The sequence below is a fragment of the Pseudomonas palleroniana genome, assembly GCF_022836895.1.
In the GTDB taxonomy this organism is placed as follows: Bacteria; Pseudomonadota; Gammaproteobacteria; order Pseudomonadales; family Pseudomonadaceae; genus Aquipseudomonas; species Aquipseudomonas palleroniana.
In genome coordinates this window covers 4,534,657-4,553,243 of sequence record NZ_CP092411.1, presented here as the reverse complement: position 1 = coordinate 4,553,243, position 18,587 = coordinate 4,534,657, and the positions used below count along the sequence as shown (strand labels likewise).

The following is an 18,587-nucleotide window of genomic DNA, read 5'->3' as shown; positions in this document are numbered from 1 at the left end:
GCTTGATTAGGGTGCTAGTAGTCGATGACCATGATCTCGTTCGTACAGGCATTACACGAATGCTGGCTGACATCGATGGCCTGCAAGTAGTCGGCCAGGCCGAATCGGGGGAGGAATCCCTGATCAAGGCCCGGGAGTTGAAACCCGATGTGGTTTTGATGGACGTCAAGATGCCCGGGATCGGCGGTCTTGGTGCCACTACCAAATTGTTGCGCAGCCATCCGGACATCAAAGTCGTGGTGGTGACCGTGTGCGAGGAAGACCCGTTTCCAACACGCCTGCTTCAAGCAGGCGCGGCGGGCTACCTGACCAAGGGCGCGGGCCTGGCGGAGATGGTGCAAGCCATTCGCCTGGTGTTTGCCGGCCAGCGGTATATCAGCCCGCAGATCGCCCAGCAGTTGGCGATCAAATCGTTTCAGCCCACCAGTGACTCGCCGTTTGATGCACTTTCGGAACGGGAAATCCAGATCGCCTTGATGATCGTGGGTTGCCAGAAGGTGCAGACCATCTCCGATAAGCTGTGCCTGTCGCCAAAAACCGTCAACACCTACCGCTATCGTATCTTCGAGAAGCTTGCCATCAGCAGTGATGTTGAATTGACCTTGCTCGCGGTGCGCCACGGCATGGTGGACGCCAGCGCCTGACATGACCACACCGTTTGATCCGAGCGCCTTTCTCTCCACCTGCAGTGGCCGCCCCGGCGTGTACCGCATGTTCGACAGCGAGGCGCGGCTGCTGTATGTCGGTAAAGCCAAGAACCTGAAGAACCGCCTGGCGAGCTACTTTCGCAAGACCGGTCTAGCGACGAAAACCGCTGCGCTGGTGGCGCGTATCGCCCAGGTCGAAACCACCATTACCGCCAACGAGACTGAAGCGCTGCTACTTGAGCAGACGCTGATCAAGGAATGGCGTCCGCCCTATAACATTCTGCTGCGTGACGACAAATCCTACCCCTATGTGTTTTTATCTGATGGCGCCTTCCCACGTCTGAGTATTCACCGGGGCGCGAAGAAGCAGAAGGGCAAGTATTTCGGCCCGTACCCGAGTGCCGGTGCGATTCGTGAAAGCCTGAGCTTGCTGCAAAAGACCTTTTTTGTGCGTCAGTGCGAAGACAGTTTCTACAAGAACCGCACGCGGCCGTGCCTGCAATACCAGATCAAGCGCTGCAAGGCGCCCTGCGTGGGCCTGGTGGAACCGGCGGAGTATGCCGAGGATGTTCGCCATTCCGTCATGTTCCTTGAGGGGCGCAGTAATGCACTCACCGATGAACTCTCGGTTTCCATGGAGCAAGCCGCCAATACCCTGGATTTCGAACGCGCCGCTGAGCTACGTGACCAGATCTCTCTGCTGCGTCGCGTCCAGGACCAGCAAAGCATGGAAGGTGGCAGCGGTGACGTCGATGTGATCGCCGCTTTCGTCAACCCGGGCGGTGCTTGTGTACACCTGATCAGCGTGCGGGGCGGGCGGGTGCTGGGCAGCAAGAATTTCTTCCCGCAGACCGGCATCGACGAAGACGTCGCCGAAGTCATGGCCGCGTTCCTGGGCCAGTACTATGTCAGCAGTCCGGAGCGCGACTTGCCGTCGGAGCTGATCGTCAACGTGGTGCATGAAGACTTTCCCACGCTGATCGAGGCCATCCACGAGCTGCGTGGTCGTGAGCTGGATATCAGCCATCGGGTACGCGGCACCCGGGCGCGCTGGCAACAATTGGCCGTGACCAATGCCGAGCAAGCCCTGGGCGCACGCCTGGCGAATCGACAGCATGTTGCCGCACGCTTTGACGCCCTGGCGGAGGTCCTGCACCTGGACGAGCCACCGCAGCGCCTGGAGTGCTACGACATCAGCCACTCCAGCGGCGAGGCCACCGTGGCCTCCTGTGTGGTGTTCGGGCCGGAAGGGCCGATCAAATCCGATTACCGGCGCTACAACATCGAAGGCGTCACCGCCGGCGATGACTACGCCGCCATGCATCAGGCCCTCACACGACGCTTCAGCAAATTGAAGGACGGCGAGGGCAAGCTGCCCGACATTCTGCTGGTGGACGGCGGCAAGGGCCAGTTGTCCATGGCGCGTGACGTGCTCAACGAACTGGCGGTGCCCGACCTGATCCTGCTCGGTGTGGCCAAGGGCACCACGCGAAAGGCCGGTTTCGAAACGTTGTACTTGAATGATGCCGCCCATGAGTTCACTTTGAAGGGCGACTCACCTGCATTGCACCTGATTCAACAGATTCGCGACGAAGCCCACCGTTTTGCCATTACCGGTCACCGCGCCCGGCGTGGCAAAACCCGGCGCACCTCAACCCTGGAAGGGGTGGCGGGGGTTGGCCCGACACGGCGTCGCGACCTGCTTAAACATTTTGGTGGCTTGCAGGAGCTGTCCCGTGCCAGCATTGACGAAATAGCCAAAGCACCCGGTATCAGTAAAAAGCTCGCTGAGTTGATTTATGCAAATCTGCACAGCGAATAGAATGCCTTCTCACCTCGTAGCCAGTTGTGCCGATGAATATCCCTAATCTGATCACCGTTCTACGCGTCCTGCTTATTCCGATTTTTATTTTGCTGTTCTATTTACCTTACGAATGGAGCTATGCGGCCTCCAGTTCGGTATTTGCGTTTGCCGCCGCCACCGACTGGCTCGATGGCTACCTGGCCCGCCGCCTGGAACAGAGCACGCCGTTCGGCGCGTTCCTCGACCCGGTGGCAGACAAGCTCATGGTCGCGGTGGCCTTGGTCCTGCTGGTGCAGGAGCACGGCAACCTGTGGCTGACCTTGCCGGCCGCGGTGATCATCGGTCGCGAGATCGTCGTTTCGGCCTTGCGCGAATGGATGGCCGAAATCGGCGCCCGCGCGCATGTTGCCGTATCGAACCTGGGTAAATGGAAGACCGCCGCGCAAATGCTCGCCCTGGTGATCCTGCTGGCCAACCCCTCGGACTTTTCGTTCTGGGTATTCATTGGCTACGCCTTGCTGCTGATTGCGGCCGGCCTGACCCTGTGGTCCATGCTCCAATACCTGCGCGCTGCCTGGCCTCATCTGCGCACTACCGTTGAAAAGAAATAAACTTTTTTGAATCAAGAGGTTGACGGGTTCTGAGAAATCTATAGAATGCGCACCACCAAGCGGGAATAGCTCAGTTGGTAGAGCACGACCTTGCCAAGGTCGGGGTCGCGAGTTCGAGTCTCGTTTCCCGCTCCAAGATTCATAAAAAAGCCACTCAGATGAGTGGCTTTTTTATGCCTGATGTAAAGGCAGGCTGTGTTGCTCAGCTTTCACGCCGAGCATTATCTGCTCATCACAAAGGGCTGACTGAACAGGCTGGCAGGCTTGGCTTGGAAGGCTTCATGGTTGACTATCGCGCTATACAGATGGACTCCTATTTTTCGTCTGTGATTTCTGACTTCATTCGTCAGCGGCTGCTGACCAAGGAAGTGAGTTTTAAGTTTGAAACGGTGATGTCACATCCGAGAAAAGTCGAATTCATGAGAGAGACCTAGGCGTGCGGATATCGCACTTATCTGTACTTCGTGTCGACCGACAATCCTGAAATCAACGTGGATCGGGTTGAGATTCTCGTTAAAGAGGGTTGCCAACCGGGCAGGCCTGAAAAGGTTCGTGAGCGCTTATCAAGTCGCTCAACTTGCTACCGGACGCAGTTGTCGCGAGTGATCAGGTCTTCATTTTAGACAACTAACGAGGCCTTTCTGTCTTGCTCGCGGAAATTACAGACGGCACACAGCTTCAATGCTACACGGAAGACATCTTGGATTAGTTTTTTGAGTCCTACGCTGACAAAGTAGGGGGGCAGTCACTCCCGTGTTAAATTTTCCAAGATGATTGCTGGTTCGCTCGTTCAATAGTGTAAATATCCATTAGGCTGATAGATATTGTTTGGCGCGGGGCGTCAATGTGGCACTTTTATTTAAGTATGGTTAATCGGGGCGTATGAGTTTCCCTGCCGTACAAGGAGCGAGAGGTGCAATTCCTTGCCCTGTGAATCCGAGTCGAGCAGCGGATACGATTGTAGAAGCAGCGTCGGCGACTACTTTTACTCCTGGCGTTGACGAACTAGTTACCTTTGAAATTGCCCCATTCTCAAGTTCGACACCAAAGTTTGATGTTTCGAAAATACCGGGCTCGTAAGAAATGTATTTAATATTTCGTGGGTCAACATCTGCGGCTATTTGTGCTTCCTGTATCTTTACAGGGTCACAAGCTGTAGCTGCAGTATCCGCGTCGGTTCCGGTGAAAATTTTTATAACCTTGCCATCTTTGTCCAAAATTCTATCCTGATAGTAGGTATAAATTCTTTCTCGTAAAGGACTGAATGGAACCCCAACATACCTCGTCTTCTCATTTTCACTCCCAAATTTTTGAGCAGCCTGATCGCTATTCATGACATAGATATGACCAGAGCAGCCGGTCAATATTTGACTAACACCTGTCACCAGCAATATTCTAAAGCGCTTCATGTCCGCAACCTCCCCCTACAGTTAGGTATATTGCTACCATTAATGTAGGTGACTTTCATCTAAGTGCAAGCCGCGCGGCAGTCCTGACTTGATTTTTCATGTCTGTATGAGGACGCCGATAGCATCACGGGAGGGCGAGCGTTGGATATCGGAATATCCACTGGCATAAAGTTTGGGAGTCACGCGTGAGTTTGGAAAACCTCCTATTGTCCTGATAGCCTTATCACTATCTGCTTTACTTGGATGAGTTCTGGACGTGCGTTCGAGAAGTCCGAGTGTCTCAAGAGAAAGAGGTCTGTAAGGTCAGGCCAGCGATACACTGATGTTCAACTCCGCTATTATCAATCGCCCATTTTGTCTTGAAGGCAGCCGTTTTGTTCGCAGATGAACAATGCGACGCCTGTGAACTGGATGCCCAGCCAAGCTCCAAAAGCTGCTGGAGGCTGTTCGGATTAACTTGTGCGTTATATAGTCTGCAATGTTGTCGTGCCATCATGTGTGACAGCTTTGTCAGGGACTGAAAAGGGGGACAAGATGACCGATTTTGAGCAGCAACCGTTTGCGGACGCCGAGTTTGCAGAGAACCCGGAGCAACGATGCCCCTGTATACTGCTATTGGACACGTCATCGTCCATGAATGGCGCGCCGATCCGCCAGTTGAACGATGCGCTGCAATTCTTCAAAGAAGAGCTGTACGCCGATGCAATGGCAGCGAAGCGGGTAGAGTTGGCAGTGGTTACCTTTGGACCGGTCAACGTCCAAACCGAGTTCACGACTGTCGATGGTTATTTCCCCGAAGTGTTGGAGGCCAGCGGTGTCACGCCAATGGGCGAGGCCGTCGAGCGTGCGTTGGATCTGCTGCGTGAACGCAAAGAGCGTTACCGAGCCAACGGCGTCAAGTATTACCGGCCTTGGGTTTTCCTGATTACAGACGGTGCGCCAACTGATAATTGGCAGGAAGCGCGCCGACGTGTTCATGAGGGCGAGGAACGAAAGGAGTTCATGTTCTACTCCGTTGGAGTTGAAGGCGCGGAGATGTCCATTCTCAATCAGTTGGGAACACGTCAACCGCTCAAGCTGAAAGGCCTGGCATTCCGAGAGCTCTTTGCTTGGCTATCGAGTTCTCTGAGCGCCGTATCGCAGTCGAGTCCAGGGGATGCGGTTCCTCTTGCCAATCCGATAGGGCCAACGGGGTGGGCAGTTGCAGAGTAACCTGCATTGGCGCTGGGCTGCAGCGTCGCGTATTGGCACGTCGCATCTACGAATGGGAACGCGGAAGCAGGATGCATTTAGCGTAATGCGCGTCCATTCAGATGCAATGTGTGCGATCGTTTCTGATGGCGCAGGCAGTGCTAGTTACGGAGGGCAGGGCGCTGCATTAGTGTGTCGCACCCTGCGGGGCAATTTTCGTAACTGGTTTAAACAGCATGAAGTTTTGCCGGGCGACGAAACGATCATGTGTTGGATCGACCAACTCCGCGACCATCTTTCTATGGTCGCGCAGGCGCGGGGTGTAACTCGTCGACAGTTTGCTGCCACGTTGGTCATGCTGGTGGTATTCAAAGATCAGGTCTTGGCCTTACAGATCGGCGATAGCGCACTCGTAGCACGCAGAGCGGGTGTGTGGGAGGCCATTTGCTGGCCGGAGAACGGTGAGTTTGCTTCGACGACCTATTTCGTTACCGATGATCCTGAAGTTCGTCTGCATACCTATCGCTTTGATCGGGAGCACGATGCGTTCGCGCTTTTTTCAGATGGGCTTGAGTCCGTCGCGCTGGAGCAGGCGACGCAACAACCTTTTGCTCGCTTCTTCGACCCGATGATCAAACCGGTGGATCAAGCACGGGCGGATGGGCGCCTTGCCGAGTTATCAGACGCGCTCGCAAGTTATCTGCAAAGTCCTTCGCTGTGTGACCGCACGGATGATGACAAGACACTCATTTTGGTGTCATGCCGATGAGTTCTACCCAGGTTAAGATCGGCGGTAAAACCGAGCGACTCGACAAACAACTGGGCAAAGGCGGCGAAGGCGACGTGTACGCCTTGGTTGGTCAGGGTGAATGCGCGGTCAAGATCTACAAGTCGGAGTTGCGAGGCTCCCGCGAGAACAAAGTCAGAGCAATGATTGACGGGCGATTGGCGGGGGCGACAACCCTCGTCGCTTTTCCGGCCGAAGTGGTGACTGACGCCTCTGGCAACTTCCTCGGTTTTACCATGCGGCTGGTGGCGGGATATCGTGCGCTGCATGAGCTATACAGCCCGAAATCTCGAAAGATGCATTTTCCCAAGGCTGATTATCGCTTTCTGGTGCGCGTAGCTCAGAATGTCGCACGTGCTGTCGCCACAGTGCATCAAGCCGGTTGCATCATTGGCGACCTCAATCACTCTGGGGTTCTGGTAGGTCCTGATGCAACGGTCGCATTGATTGACGCCGATAGTTTCCAGTTCAGTTTGAAAGGCCACGCTTACCCTTGTGTTGTAGGTACCGAGGACTTCACACCACCGGAGCTTCACGGTGGTAGCCTTGCGAATGTCGTTCGTACCCAGGCTCACGATAATTTCGGGCTTGCAGTAGCTATTTTTCAGTTGCTTGCAATGGGTAAGCATCCTTACGCGGGTCGTTACAATGGTCCGGATCTGTCTCTGGGCCAATCGATCGCACAGAATCGATTTGCCTTTTCGATGGTTCGACGGAACGACACGCGTACCACACCACCGCCCGGCTCCGTGCTGCTCGCAGATTATCCTGAATCAATAGCGGCGGCACTGGAACGCGCTTTTGGTCTCTCGCCCTCGTCACGTCCAGACCCCGCCACCTGGGTCAGTTTGCTCCAGGGACTTGAGAAGGGACTGCGCCGCTGTGCAGACGTATCGACCCACTATTTTCCAGGTTCGGCAACTTCTTGTTTGTGGTGTCGGCTAGCTAGTCAGTCTGGGGTCGAAATGTTTCCCCAAGGTCTGGTTGTTGGCACTGTGCCCCTGGCAGGACCTTTCGATTTAGAGCGCGCGTGGGTGGCCATTCGAGCGCTGCGTCTTCCTACGCCGGAAGAGGTGTTGCCGGTTTGGAATGGCACTATTGCTGCGCCCAGCCTAGCTGCGACACGAGCAAAGGGTAATCGCCATGATCCCGCGATCTTGGGTGGTGTCGCTTTGCTAATCGCAATTATTGGCTGTGGTCTCGCTTCAAAAGCTGCACTGCTGTGGGGCGCGCTCGGGCTTTTCGGTTTAATAAAGATCTTTGCTACCAATAAGGTCGACTCAACGCCTTTTCGCAAGGTTTATCAAGACGCAGACAATAAGGTGCGCTCGGCGTCCCAAGCTTATCTACAACGAATTGGTCTGCGAGAAATGTATATCTCGCGCGCCGATCTGGAAGATGCAGTCATTCGATATCGGCAGCTTGAAGAGGATCTTGCTCGAGCACTCAATCAACTGAAGCTGACACGCGAGGAGCGCCAGCTTGCAGTTTTTTTGGATCGCTTTTTGATCAGACGCGCGTCGATAGCCGGTATTGGAGCAGGGAAGACTGCCACGCTTGCGTCTTTTGGCATTGAGACGGCTGCGGACGTCACTGCTTCAGCAGTTCGAGCGGTGCCAGGTTTCGGAGAGGCACTGACGGCGAAGATGTTGGCTTGGCGTCAGGGGCATGAGGGCAAGTTTCGCTACAACGCCACGCCCGATCCGTCCGATTTACAAGCAGAACAGTCCACCCGGGCGGCGTTCGCAACCAAACAAATCGAACTCCAAAGAAAAATCCAGTCGGGTTTGGCTGCTTTACAAGCAGCTATACCACGCTGCCTTTCTGCCAAAAACACACCAGATCAGGCGTTCACGCAGGCACTCCAAGAGCGTGCTATCGCACAACATGATTGTGCTGCGTTGGGGATTAATGTGCCGGCGCCGGCTGCAATCTCCATCGATATTCCCAAAAGAACGCAGATACAGCCGAGCAGAGCCCAGCCAGCGCCGATGACCTCTCGTTCATCGGTTTTGACTACCACGCGTTCATCAGCAGCGAACGCTTGTCCGAGTTGCGGTGCTTCCATGATTCGTCGTACCGCACGTAAGGGGAAAAATGCGGGGCGTCAGTTTTGGGGTTGCTCCAAGTTTCCTGTATGCAAAGGCACGAGAAGCTAAGGTTGGGCTAGCGGTAAGCTATGCTTTGCGGCATCTCCATGAATGGTATGGGCGGTGAGCACGGTCAACGCGGTAAGCAGATCCTTTCATAGGCTTGTTATGCTCAAAGAAGTAGTTCATGATTCTGTCCATAGAAAGCGTTTATTGGCTTAAAAGATCAACGTTTTCATAGAGATAGATGTTTAGTAAGACACTCGTTTCCGCTCCAAACACAAAGAAAAGCCACTCAATCGAGTGGCTTTTTTTTTGCTCGTCAGATTCCAGGCAGACTCTGGCGGGAACTCGCTGATCAACGAAAAAAACCACATACGCGCAGCCTTTCGAATCTGATTCAAGCCTCAAAACGGAATCTGAGTCGTCGACAGGACCTGGCGCAGCCCCATGAATGACCGAATCTGGCGAACGCCGGGCAGGTAAAGCAATTGCTCCGCGTGGAGCCGGTTGAAACTGTTGCTGTCCTTGGTCCGTATCAACATGAAGTAGTCGAACTCTCCCGTCACCACATGGCATTCCATGCAGCCGGAGACTTTTTGTGCGGCCGCCTCGAAGGCGGCGAAAGATTCCGGTGTGGAGCGGTCCAGCACGACACCGATCAAGACCACCATCCCCGCGTCCAGCGCGTCATTGTCCAGCAGTGCGACGATGCCTTTGATCAGGCCGACCTGCTTGAGCCGCTCGACACGCCTGAGGCAGGCCGGGGCACTCAATTTCACCTTCTCTGCAAGCGCCACATTGGAGATGGAGGCATCTCGTTGCAGGGCCTTGAGAATCGCGCGGTCGGTTCGATCCAGTGGCTGCGGCTCTGGGGCTGTAGCGCCCGGCTTGTTGCGATTATTTGTTGCTTTCATATCGTGTTTTACACATTAAAAGTGTGTGTGATGTGAATTTCTGGAAATTATGTTTTTCCAAATGGCAAAAACTTGCAACACATATTTTCTGAATTCTTCTTAGTATTTAACTCATCGAAGCCCTCCTGAAAGAGCCCGGAATGTGGCCTCTTTCTCTCGTCTGGCGCTTGGATATCCACTATCAAGGAGCACAGTCATGAACCTGAATCGTTTTAAACGTTATCCGTTGACCTTCGGTCCTTCTCCCATCACGCCCTTGAAGCGCCTGAGTGAACATCTGGGGGGCAAGGTCGAGCTGTATGCCAAACGTGAAGACTGCAATAGCGGCCTGGCCTTTGGTGGGAACAAGACGCGCAAGCTCGAATACCTCATTCCCGAAGCGATCGAGCAAGGCTGCGATACGCTGGTGTCCATCGGTGGCATTCAGTCGAACCAGACCCGCCAGGTCGCTGCGGTCGCAGCTCACTTGGGCATGAAGTGCGTACTGGTGCAGGAAAACTGGGTGAACTATTCCGACGCAGTGTATGACCGCGTAGGCAACATCGAGATGTCGCGCATCATGGGCGCTGACGTGCGGCTTGACGCAGCAGGCTTCGATATTGGCATTCGGCCAAGTTGGGAAAAGGCCATGAGTGATGTCGTGGAGCAGGGTGGCAAACCCTTTCCGATTCCGGCGGGTTGTTCCGAGCACCCCTACGGCGGCCTGGGCTTCGTCGGTTTTGCCGAAGAAGTGCGGCAGCAGGAAAAAGAACTGGGCTTCAAGTTTGACTACATCGTGGTCTGCTCGGTGACCGGCAGTACGCAGGCGGGCATGGTTGTCGGTTTCGCCGCCGACGGTCGTTCCAGGCAGGTGATTGGTATTGATGCTTCGGCCAAGCCGGAACAGACCAAGGCACAGATCCTGCGTATCGCTCGACACACCGCTGAGCTGGTGGAGCTGGGTCAAGAGATTACCGAGGCGGATGTGGTGCTCGATACGCGTTTTGCCTACCCCGAATATGGCTTGCCCAACGAAGGCACATTGGAAGCCATCCGCCTGTGCGGCAGGCTTGAAGGGGTGCTGACAGATCCGGTGTACGAAGGTAAATCGATGCACGGCATGATTGAAATGGTGCGTCGCGGTGAATTCCCCGAAGGCTCGAAAGTGCTTTACGCACACCTGGGCGGGGTGCCGGCGCTGAACGCCTACAGCTTCCTGTTCCGTAACGGCTGAGCGTAGCGCTGCCTGGAGTGTCCCCTGGGAACGGGCCAGCCCGTTCGCACGGGGTTCGAGTCTAGGCCGACGGACACTACTCATGCCGTAGACGCTCGCGTCCAGATCACGCCGGGAGTACCACCATGCATGCGATATCGCAGTCTGCAATCTGGGTGAAAGAACCCCTGGCGGATACCGGGGTGGTCATCGTGACCAGCGCCGCTTTGCCCAAATACCTGATTGACGCGTTGCACATGGCGATTGACGACTGGGATCAGGTCGCCTACCTGGCGGTCCGGCAATCGAGGGCGTTTATGCTCGACTGGTTGCAGTCGGGTTCCAACCCGACAGCCTCGGCGCCGGCAACCCCCTGTCAGGCCAGCCAACTGCTGCGCGGCGTATCCAAGGGCTGCTTTTTACTGGATGTCGAAGTCAGCCCGATACCCCGTCTCACCTGGCTGGGATCAGTCTGCGGTCATCCGCTGCGAGTCCTGAGGCTGGAATACGCAGCATCCCACGCAGCGCTTGATCAACAGGTCGAAGAGATTTTATCGGTGACGCGCACGCTGGTGAAAAGTGTGTTGCAGGAACGTTGTTTCAGCTAGCAGCCATCCATGCTTGAACTTCATTATCCAGATAGAAAGGCTCAACCCATGAACCTGTCCGATATTCATGCTCAATGGCCGGGCCAGACCGCTGAGGATGCTCTAGAAGTGGCTGAATGGCGGGACGCCTTGTTGTCGGTTATCGCCCATAGCGGCACGGTACAGGCCAGGCAGATCCTCGACATGCTGGTGACTGTGGCAAGTGCCGCAGACATCGGCTGGCGGCCCAGCCATGGCACGCCCTACATCAATACCATCGGTGTAGAGCGTCAGCCGGTGTTTCCCGGGGACTTGGCCATCGAAGAACGGCTGGCCTCGATCATGCGCTGGAATGCGTTGGCGATGGTTGCCAGGGCCAACCACGCTTATGGTGAATTGGGCGGGCATATCGCGAGCTATGCCAGTGCGGCGGATTTGTTCGAAGTGGGCTTCAATCATTTTTTCAAGGCGCGGACCGAAAGGAGCGCCGGCGACTTGGTGTTCTATCAGCCGCATTCGGCGCCCGGCATCTATGCCCGGGCGTTCCTTGAGGGACGCCTGGAAGAACAGGACCTGCTGCATTATCGGCAAGAGATCGGCGCGCGGGCCAAGGGTAGCCGAGGGTTGTCGAGTTACCCGCATCCTTGGCTGATGCCGGACTTCTGGCAGTTTCCGACGGGCTCCATGGGCATTGGTCCGATCAGCTCGATCTACCAGGCGCGCTTCATGCGTTATCTGGCGCACCGTGGCCTGCAAGACACCTCGGGACGAACCGTCTGGGGCGTATTCGGCGACGGGGAGATGGATGAGCCGGAGAGCATGTCGGCACTGACGTTGGCCGCGCGCGAAGGGCTGGATAATCTGGTCTGGGTGGTCAATTGCAACCTGCAACGGCTGGACGGACCGGTTCGTGGCAATGGGCGAATCATTGACGAGCTGGAGGCGCTGTTTGGCGGAGCCGGCTGGAACGTGATCAAACTGGTCTGGGGGGGCGACTGGGACAGTTTGTTTGCCCGCGATACAGAGGGTGCGCTGGTCAAGGCGTTATCCAGTACCGTCGATGGGCAGTTCCAGACATTCGCGGCAAAAGACGGGCGCTTCAACCGTGAACATTTCTTTGGCCAGAACGAGGCATTGGCGCAGCTGGCACAGGGTCTGACGGATGAACAGATCGACCGTCTGAAACGCGGCGGCCACGACATGGTGAAGATCTTCGCCGCGTACCAGAGCGCGTTGCTCGAAGGCAGGAGGCCCACCGTGATTCTCGCGCAGACCAAGAAGGGTTTCGGCATGGGCGATGCGGGGCAGGGCAAGATGACCGTGCACCAGCAGAAGAAGCTCGACCGGGAAGCGCTGATCGCGTTCCGCAATCGTTTCAACTTGCCGCTGACCGATGAGCAGGCCGCCTCATTGAGCTTCTTCAAGCCCGATGAAGACAGTGTTGAAATGCGCTATCTGCATGAGCGCCGCCGTGCCTTGGGTGGGTATATGCCTTCGCGGCTGTCGACAGCCGAATCATTGGCGGTGCCGGACATCGGCAGCTATGGCGGGTTTGCCATTGCCGCCGAAGGCAAGGAGATGTCCACCACCATGGCGTTCGTTCGAATGCTCAGTGGTCTGCTGCGCGACAAACAGCTGGGCCCGCGCATCGTGCCGATCGTGGCGGATGAAGCGCGTACGTTCGGCATGGCCAGCCTGTTCAAGCAGATCGGCATCTACTCCAGCGTGGGGCAGCGCTATGAGCCGGAAGATATCGGTTCGATCCTGAGCTATCGAGAAGCACTGGACGGCCAGATTCTCGAAGAGGGCATCAGCGAGGCCGGGGCGATCAGTTCCTGGGTGGCGGCGGCGACCAGCTATTCGGTGCATGGTCTGCCGATGTTGCCGTTCTACGTGTATTACTCGATGTTCGGCTTCCAGCGCATCGGCGACCTGATCTGGGCGGCGGCGGATCAGCGCGCCCGTGGCTTTCTGCTGGGGGCCACTGCAGGCCGCACGACATTAGGTGGCGAAGGTTTGCAGCACCAGGACGGCAACAGTCATCTAATGGCGGCAATGGTGCCCAATTGCCGTGCTTACGATCCGGCATTCGCCGGTGAGTTCGCGGTGATCCTGGATCACGGCATGCGCCAGATGCTGGAGCGTCAGGTGGACGAGTTTTATTACGTAACCCTGATGAATGAGAACTACCCCCAGCCCAGCCTTCCTGAAGGCGTCGAACAGGCGATTATCAAGGGTATGTATCGGTTCGCCCGGCATGAAGTCGAAGGCGCGCGTGGACGTGTGCAGTTGTTGGGTTCCGGCGCCATCCTGCGCGAAGTGATTGCCGCCGCCGAGTTGTTGGCGAGCGATTGGGGCATCGACAGCCAGGTCTGGAGCGTTACCAGCTTTACCGAGTTGGCACGGGATGCGCGTGAAGTGGAGCGCTGGAATCGACTGCATCCTGGCCAACCCTCGCGCCGCAGCCATATCCAGGCGTCGCTCAACGACTCGGCGCCGATCATTGCCTGTACCGACTACGTCCGCGCCTTGCCGCAGTTGATCGCCAGTTATCTCGATACCCGCTATACGGTACTCGGCACCGATGGATTTGGCCGCAGTGATACCCGCGACCAGCTGCGCAGCTTTTTTGAAGTGGACCGCCACCAGATCGTCCTGAGTGCATTGACAGCCCTTGCCCACACCGGATGCCTCGACGCCAATGTGTGCGCCGAAGCCATTGAACGCTATGCGATTGATGTGGACGCGGTGGCGCCTTGGAACGCTTGAAAGCCGGCAATCAGACGCTATCGCCGACAGTCAGAATGGTCGCCACCAACGCCAGGGCGCGAGGTACCAGTGTGTCCAGTTCCAGGTATTCACGTTCGGTATGCACTTTGCCTCCCACCGGCCCCAGGCCACACAGGGTCGGTATGCCCAGGCTGGCGGTGAATCCGGAGTCGGCACAACCGCCGGTGAACTCGCCTTCGACGCTGAAACCCAATGCCAGCGCTTGTTGTTGGTAGAGATGCAGCAACCGTTCGCTGTGGCAGGCTTCCATCGGGAGAAAGGTAGTCGCTTCCTTGAGGATGGCCTGGGTGCCGGCCAGCTCTTCCTCTGCAACGATGGCCTGGATTTCGGTAAACAGTCGGTCCCAATGCCTGAGTTCGATGAAGCGCACATCCAGCCGGGCGCAGGCGCTGGGCGCGACGGTATTGCTGGAAGTGCCACCGGTTATCAGGCCGACGTTGGTCGTGATGCCTGCCGTGTAATCGGTCAAGGCATGGAGCTTGACGATCTTGCGCGCCAGGGCTTCGATGGCGCTGGCCCCGTCGGCATGGTTGACCCCGGCATGCGCCGCGCGGCCGCTGACTTCGATGATCAGTGTGGCGCCGCCTTTGCGTGCGCTGACCACGTTGCCGCTGGCCCTGCCTGGTTCGGTATTGAGCACGGCACGCGCGCCCAGGGCGGCTTTTTCGATATGGGTCCTGGCGCTCCCGGAGCCGATTTCCTCGTCGCCGGTGTACAGCACCTGCACCGGATAGGGCAACTCACCGGCGCGCTTGAGTGCCTTGAGCGCGAAGCAATTGAGCACCAGGCCGCCTTTCATGTCGGCGACGCCGGGGCCATGGGCGAGGTTGCCGTCGCGGCTGTAGCCGCGAGTCATCACGGTGCCTTTGGGGAACACCGTGTCGCGGTGGCCGAGCAACAGCACCGGCTTTGTGGACTGGCCGGGCACTTCAGCGAGTAACACGTCGCCGAAATGATCGACCGGCATGCGCTTGAGCAGGATGCCGTCGGCTTCCAGTTCCGCCGCGAGCAGCGCGCCCACCGCGTCGACGCCCGCCTTGTCATAGCTGTTGGAGTCCGTGTCGACGAGACGCTGCAGCAGCGTTTCCATGGCTTCGCGCTGCCCGGCAAGCCAGGCCAGCGCTTGTTGTGGCGCGGCGCTCATTGCGCCTGCTCGCGCAAGTGATGTTCCTGAGTCAGGCGTGCTGCGTCGTTGCCCAGGTCCCAGAACAGACCGGCCATGATTTGCAGGCTTTCCTTGACCACCGGTGCCAGCAGATGCTCGTTCGGCGCATGTTGCGAACAGGCCGGGTACGAGTGGGGTACCCACAAGGTGGGCAGGCCGAGCACGTCCGCGAACACATCGTTGGGCAACGAGCCCCCGAGGTTGGGCAGCAGCGCAGGCTTTTTGCCGGTGGTCTGTGCCAGGGAGCGCAGTGCCCAACTCACCCACGGGCTTTGCGGGTCCAGCCGAGTGGCATGCATCACCTCGATGAGGCTTTGCTTGACCTCGACGTTGCTGAAACCGTGCGCATCCAGATGGGCACGCACCGCCGGGATAAAGGTGGTGTAGTCGCTGTTCACCACGAAACGGATATGGCAGTGCGCATTGGCTTTACCCGGGATCGCATGCACGGGGGCCTCCGGGTTGCCGGTCTTGAAGGCGATGACGTCGAGGGTGTTCCAGCCGAACACTTTTTCGCTCAGCGAGAGTTGCGGGTTACCCCAGTTGGCGTCGATTTGCGGATCGCCCGGCCCGCCACCTACGTCAATATCAGCCAATGCCTGCCGAACCGGCTCCGGCAGTGTCTCGGGCTGCAGGCCGGCAACTTTTACCCGACCCTGTTCATCGATCATGCTGGCGATGGCGTTGGCCAGAATGATGCCAGGGTTGGCCAGCAAGCCGCCCCAGTTGCCGGAGTGATGCGCGCCTTCGCGCAAATTGACCGCCAGCTCGAAGTTGAACACCCCGCGTGAACCGAGAAAAATCGTTGGTCGTGCTGCCGCCAGGCGCGGGCCGTCCGAGGCGATGAAGATGTCCGCCGCAAGCTCTTCGCGGTGGGCGGTACAGAACGCGTTCAAGCCCGGCGAGCCTTCTTCTTCGCCCATTTCCAGCAGCAGCTTGACGTTGAAGCCGAGCTTGCCGTCGCGAGCCTTGAGCGTTTGTTCCAGCGCGGTCAGGTTGATCAGGTGCTGGCCTTTGTTATCCGCCGTACCGCGGCCGTACCAGCGCTCGCCGTCGACCGTGACTTGCCAGGGGGACAGGCCCTCACGCCATTGGGCTTCATAGCCGCGCACCACATCACCGTGGCCGTAGCTGAGTAGGGTCGGCAGTTCTGGATGTTCGATACGTGTGGCGATCATGAAGGGGCCACGCTCTGCCACCGGGTTGTCGTAGATCTTGACGCTGAAGCCCATCGCCTCGACCTGCGGAGTGATGAAGTCCTGGAGGTAGCGATACAACTCGGGCTGGCTGTCCGGTGCCTGGCTTTCGGTGGGCAAGGCGACGCTGCGTTCGAGCAGATTGAGAAAGGCGCCGTTGTCGAATTGCGCTGTGGTGTTACTGATGGCCAATGAGCGACTCATGAGGGGACAAGCTCCAGTGTTTGGGCGGGACTGTCGTGAAGGTGGCAACGCACGCTGCCGCCGATAATGGAATCATTGGCCGGATAGGCCGTTTTGCACGGTGCGAAGCAGCTCGGGCAGCGCGGGTGAAACGCACAACCGGACGGCGGTGACATCGGATTGGGAAAGGTGCCGTGCAGGCCGATATCGGGAATGCCCAGGCGCGGGTCGGGCGTGAGCACCGAATCCAGCAAGGCGCGGGTATAAGGGTGGCCGGGTTCGGCGAACAACGATTGGCGCGTGCGTTCTTCGACGATGCGTCCCAGGTACATCACCGCCACCCGATCGGCGAGGTGCTCGATGACCGCGAGGTTGTGACTGATCAGCAGATAGGTCAGGCCGAATTCGCGCTTGAGGTCTTGCAACAGGTTGAGGATCTGCGCCTGCACCGAGACATCCAGCGCGGAGGTGGGCTCGTCGCAGATCAACACATCGGGACGCATGATCAGCGCGCGTGCGATCGCGACACGCTGGCGTTGCCCGCCCGACAGCTGGTTCGGGTAGCTGTCGATCACCCGCTTGGGCAGGCCGACCACATCAAGCATCGCTTCGGTCTTCTTGCGTCGCTCGGCGGTGCTGCCGATGCCGTGCACGATCAGCGGCAGGGTCACGATTTCGCGCAGGGTCTTGCGGGGATTCAGCGAGGAATACGGGTCCTGGAAAATCGGCTGAATATGCCGGGACATTACCTTGCGATCAGTCGCCGCCAGGTGTTGGCCATTGATCAGCACATCGCCACTGGTCGGCGGCAACAGGCCGAGCAGCAGCTTGGCCAGGGTACTTTTCCCGCAACCGGACTCGCCGACCAGACCGAGGGTCTCGCCACGCATCAGGCGCAGGGAAACCCCATCCACGGCTTTCAAGGTGGCGGCCGGTTTGAAAAAACCCTGGTTGATCCGAAACTCGCGACGGATGTCGCACAGCTCCAACGCGATGTCTTTTTTCATGACCTTGCACGCTCCTGCAGGCGAATCGGGGCCGGGGCGGCGAACAGGCAGCGCGCCATGTGCCCGTCCTGTTCGATTTCGGGGATGTGTTGCGCGCAGGCCGGCATCGCCTGGCCGCAACGATTGCGGAATGCACACCCTTGCTGATCGCCGACCAGGCTTGGCACCAGGCCCGGAATCGAACCCAGCGCTTCACCCGGTCGGGTCCGGCCAGGGATTGGAATACTCGCCAGCAGACCGCGGGTATACGGATGCTGCGGGTTCTCGAACAGTTGCTGGGCAGGGGCGGTTTCGACGATTTCCCCGGCATACATCACGGCGACCCGATCGGCGATCCGTGCGACCAGCCCAAGATCGTGGGTGATGAAGATCACCGCCAGGCCGAGTTCCTTCTGAATATCGCGAATCAAGCGCAGGATCTGCGCCTGAATGGTCACGTCCAACGCCGTGGTGGGTTCATCGGCGATGATCAGGTCCGGTTCGCACATCAAGGCCATGGCAATGATCACTCGTTGGCGCAAACCACCGGAAAGTTGATGCGGATATTGGCGCAAGCGCTCGGCGGCATTGCTGATGCCGACTTTCTCCAGCATGCTCCCGGCGCGTGCGAGGGCGTCCTTGCGTGACACTTTGCGATGCCGGGTCAGCACTTCGCTGAGCTGATCGCCAATGCTGTACGCCGGGTTCAGCGAGGTCATCGGCTCCTGGAAGATCATTGCCAGGCGGTTGCCGCGCAGGTCGCACATGTGGCGTTCGCTCTGGCCGATCATGTCGATACCGTCCAGTGTCAGCCGCGACGCAGTTCGTTTGGCCTTGCGTGGCAACAGGTCCATCAGCGCGAGCGACGTCAGGGATTTACCGCAGCCGGATTCGCCGACGATGCACAGCATTTCACCGCGCTCGACTGCAAAGCTCAGGCCGCGCACTGCATGCAGCACATCATCCGGCGTTGGGCGGTTGCCCATGGGGATATCCACGCGCAGGTTTTCTACATGGAGTAGTGCCATGTTC

At 57.8% G+C, this 18,587-nt stretch carries 16 protein-coding genes and 1 tRNA gene; 11 read left to right on the top strand and 6 right to left on the bottom strand.

Annotated elements, in window-relative coordinates:
- Window positions 1-2 precede the first annotated feature (2 nt).
- From gacA to MJP36_RS20230, 5 genes are all read left to right on the top strand, one after another.
- Complete coding sequence (gene gacA, locus MJP36_RS20250; protein WP_003190387.1) at window positions 3-644, top strand: response regulator transcription factor GacA; 642 nt, start codon at window positions 3-5, stop codon at window positions 642-644.
- Window position 645: 1 nt separating this feature from the next.
- Window positions 646-2,469, top strand: coding sequence for an excinuclease ABC subunit UvrC (uvrC, locus tag MJP36_RS20245; protein WP_161550157.1), 1,824 nt, complete (start codon window positions 646-648; stop codon window positions 2,467-2,469).
- A gap of 32 nt (window positions 2,470-2,501) precedes the next feature.
- Window positions 2,502-3,062: a CDP-diacylglycerol--glycerol-3-phosphate 3-phosphatidyltransferase gene (gene pgsA / locus MJP36_RS20240; protein WP_060756420.1), complete on the top strand. Its 561-nt coding sequence runs from the start codon at window positions 2,502-2,504 to the stop codon at window positions 3,060-3,062.
- 59 nt (window positions 3,063-3,121) lie between these two features.
- Window positions 3,122-3,197: transfer RNA gene (locus MJP36_RS20235), tRNA-Gly, on the top strand.
- A gap of 23 nt (window positions 3,198-3,220) precedes the next feature.
- Window positions 3,221-3,496 (top strand): hypothetical protein, encoded by a 276-nt coding sequence (locus tag MJP36_RS20230; protein WP_244383886.1) that lies wholly within the window; start codon window positions 3,221-3,223, stop codon window positions 3,494-3,496.
- Window positions 3,497-3,931: 435 nt separating this feature from the next.
- On the opposite strand, the gene MJP36_RS20225 is transcribed toward MJP36_RS20230, so the two are convergent.
- Complete coding sequence (locus MJP36_RS20225) at window positions 3,932-4,471, bottom strand: hypothetical protein (RefSeq protein ID WP_244383885.1); 540 nt, start codon at window positions 4,469-4,471, stop codon at window positions 3,932-3,934.
- Window positions 4,472-5,005: 534 nt separating this feature from the next.
- Between MJP36_RS20225 and MJP36_RS20220 the strand changes: the two genes are divergently transcribed.
- The 3 genes from MJP36_RS20220 to MJP36_RS20210 all read left to right on the top strand — a co-directional run bounded on the left by MJP36_RS20220 (window position 5,006) and on the right by MJP36_RS20210 (window position 8,608).
- The gene (locus MJP36_RS20220) at window positions 5,006-5,683 is read left to right on the top strand and encodes a vWA domain-containing protein (protein WP_244383884.1); all 678 of its coding nucleotides are present in this window, start codon (window positions 5,006-5,008) and stop codon (window positions 5,681-5,683) included.
- A gap of 85 nt (window positions 5,684-5,768) precedes the next feature.
- Complete coding sequence (locus MJP36_RS20215) at window positions 5,769-6,431, top strand: PP2C family serine/threonine-protein phosphatase (protein WP_244383883.1); 663 nt, start codon at window positions 5,769-5,771, stop codon at window positions 6,429-6,431.
- Entirely contained in the window at window positions 6,428-8,608 is a 2,181-nt protein-coding gene (locus MJP36_RS20210; RefSeq protein WP_244383882.1) for a protein kinase domain-containing protein, read from the top strand. Before MJP36_RS20215 ends, MJP36_RS20210 begins: the two co-directional genes overlap by 4 nt.
- Before the next feature lie 338 nt (window positions 8,609-8,946).
- On the opposite strand, the gene MJP36_RS20205 is transcribed toward MJP36_RS20210, so the two are convergent.
- On the bottom strand, window positions 8,947-9,456 hold the full coding sequence (locus MJP36_RS20205) for an Lrp/AsnC family transcriptional regulator (RefSeq protein ID WP_244383881.1): 510 nt from the start codon (window positions 9,454-9,456) through the stop codon (window positions 8,947-8,949).
- 196 nt (window positions 9,457-9,652) lie between these two features.
- On the opposite strand from MJP36_RS20205, the gene MJP36_RS20200 reads away from it, so the two are divergent.
- The 3 genes from MJP36_RS20200 (at window position 9,653) to mdeB (ending at window position 14,004) form a co-directional block, all read left to right on the top strand.
- Entirely contained in the window at window positions 9,653-10,669 is a 1,017-nt protein-coding gene (locus MJP36_RS20200; protein ID WP_244383880.1) for a 1-aminocyclopropane-1-carboxylate deaminase, read from the top strand.
- A gap of 125 nt (window positions 10,670-10,794) precedes the next feature.
- On the top strand, window positions 10,795-11,256 hold the full coding sequence (locus MJP36_RS20195) for a transketolase (RefSeq protein WP_244383879.1): 462 nt from the start codon (window positions 10,795-10,797) through the stop codon (window positions 11,254-11,256).
- Between the two features lie 48 nt (window positions 11,257-11,304).
- Complete coding sequence (gene mdeB, locus MJP36_RS20190) at window positions 11,305-14,004, top strand: alpha-ketoglutarate dehydrogenase (RefSeq protein WP_244383878.1); 2,700 nt, start codon at window positions 11,305-11,307, stop codon at window positions 14,002-14,004.
- Between the two features lie 10 nt (window positions 14,005-14,014).
- On the opposite strand, the gene MJP36_RS20185 is transcribed toward mdeB, so the two are convergent.
- Genes MJP36_RS20185 through MJP36_RS20170 form a run of 4 tightly spaced genes read right to left on the bottom strand, consistent with a single transcriptional unit; the run spans window position 14,015 to window position 18,583 of the window.
- On the bottom strand, window positions 14,015-15,169 hold the full coding sequence (locus MJP36_RS20185; RefSeq protein WP_244383877.1) for a M20 family metallopeptidase: 1,155 nt from the start codon (window positions 15,167-15,169) through the stop codon (window positions 14,015-14,017).
- Complete coding sequence (locus tag MJP36_RS20180) at window positions 15,166-16,590, bottom strand: M20 family metallopeptidase (protein ID WP_244383876.1); 1,425 nt, start codon at window positions 16,588-16,590, stop codon at window positions 15,166-15,168. Before MJP36_RS20180 ends, MJP36_RS20185 begins: the two co-directional genes overlap by 4 nt.
- Window positions 16,587-17,576, bottom strand: coding sequence for an ABC transporter ATP-binding protein (locus MJP36_RS20175; protein WP_244383875.1), 990 nt, complete (start codon window positions 17,574-17,576; stop codon window positions 16,587-16,589). Before MJP36_RS20175 ends, MJP36_RS20180 begins: the two co-directional genes overlap by 4 nt.
- Window positions 17,573-18,583, bottom strand: coding sequence for an ABC transporter ATP-binding protein (locus tag MJP36_RS20170; protein WP_244383874.1), 1,011 nt, complete (start codon window positions 18,581-18,583; stop codon window positions 17,573-17,575). Before MJP36_RS20170 ends, MJP36_RS20175 begins: the two co-directional genes overlap by 4 nt.
- Between the last annotated feature and the right edge of the window lie 4 nt (window positions 18,584-18,587).

Excerpts from the sequence above, each read along its gene's own strand:
- MJP36_RS20205 (WP_244383881.1), bottom strand. The coding sequence starts at position 9,456 with ATGAAAGCAACAAATAATCGCAACAAGCCGGGCGCTACAGCCCCAGAG.
- MJP36_RS20230 (WP_244383886.1), top strand. The coding sequence starts at position 3,221 with ATGAGTGGCTTTTTTATGCCTGATGTAAAGGCAGGCTGTGTTGCTCAG.
- MJP36_RS20175 (WP_244383875.1), bottom strand. The coding sequence starts at position 17,576 with ATGAAAAAAGACATCGCGTTGGAGCTGTGCGACATCCGTCGCGAGTTT.
- MJP36_RS20195 (WP_244383879.1), top strand. The coding sequence starts at position 10,795 with ATGCATGCGATATCGCAGTCTGCAATCTGGGTGAAAGAACCCCTGGCG.
- MJP36_RS20180 (WP_244383876.1), bottom strand. The coding sequence starts at position 16,590 with ATGAGTCGCTCATTGGCCATCAGTAACACCACAGCGCAATTCGACAAC.
- MJP36_RS20200 (WP_244383880.1), top strand. The coding sequence starts at position 9,653 with ATGAACCTGAATCGTTTTAAACGTTATCCGTTGACCTTCGGTCCTTCT.
- MJP36_RS20225 (WP_244383885.1), bottom strand. The coding sequence starts at position 4,471 with ATGAAGCGCTTTAGAATATTGCTGGTGACAGGTGTTAGTCAAATATTG.
- MJP36_RS20170 (WP_244383874.1), bottom strand. The coding sequence starts at position 18,583 with ATGGCACTACTCCATGTAGAAAACCTGCGCGTGGATATCCCCATGGGC.
- uvrC (WP_161550157.1), top strand. The coding sequence starts at position 646 with ATGACCACACCGTTTGATCCGAGCGCCTTTCTCTCCACCTGCAGTGGC.
- pgsA (WP_060756420.1), top strand. The coding sequence starts at position 2,502 with ATGAATATCCCTAATCTGATCACCGTTCTACGCGTCCTGCTTATTCCG.
- MJP36_RS20215 (WP_244383883.1), top strand. The coding sequence starts at position 5,769 with ATGCGCGTCCATTCAGATGCAATGTGTGCGATCGTTTCTGATGGCGCA.
- mdeB (WP_244383878.1), top strand. The coding sequence starts at position 11,305 with ATGAACCTGTCCGATATTCATGCTCAATGGCCGGGCCAGACCGCTGAG.
- MJP36_RS20210 (WP_244383882.1), top strand. The coding sequence starts at position 6,428 with ATGAGTTCTACCCAGGTTAAGATCGGCGGTAAAACCGAGCGACTCGAC.
- MJP36_RS20185 (WP_244383877.1), bottom strand. The coding sequence starts at position 15,169 with ATGAGCGCCGCGCCACAACAAGCGCTGGCCTGGCTTGCCGGGCAGCGC.
- MJP36_RS20220 (WP_244383884.1), top strand. The coding sequence starts at position 5,006 with ATGACCGATTTTGAGCAGCAACCGTTTGCGGACGCCGAGTTTGCAGAG.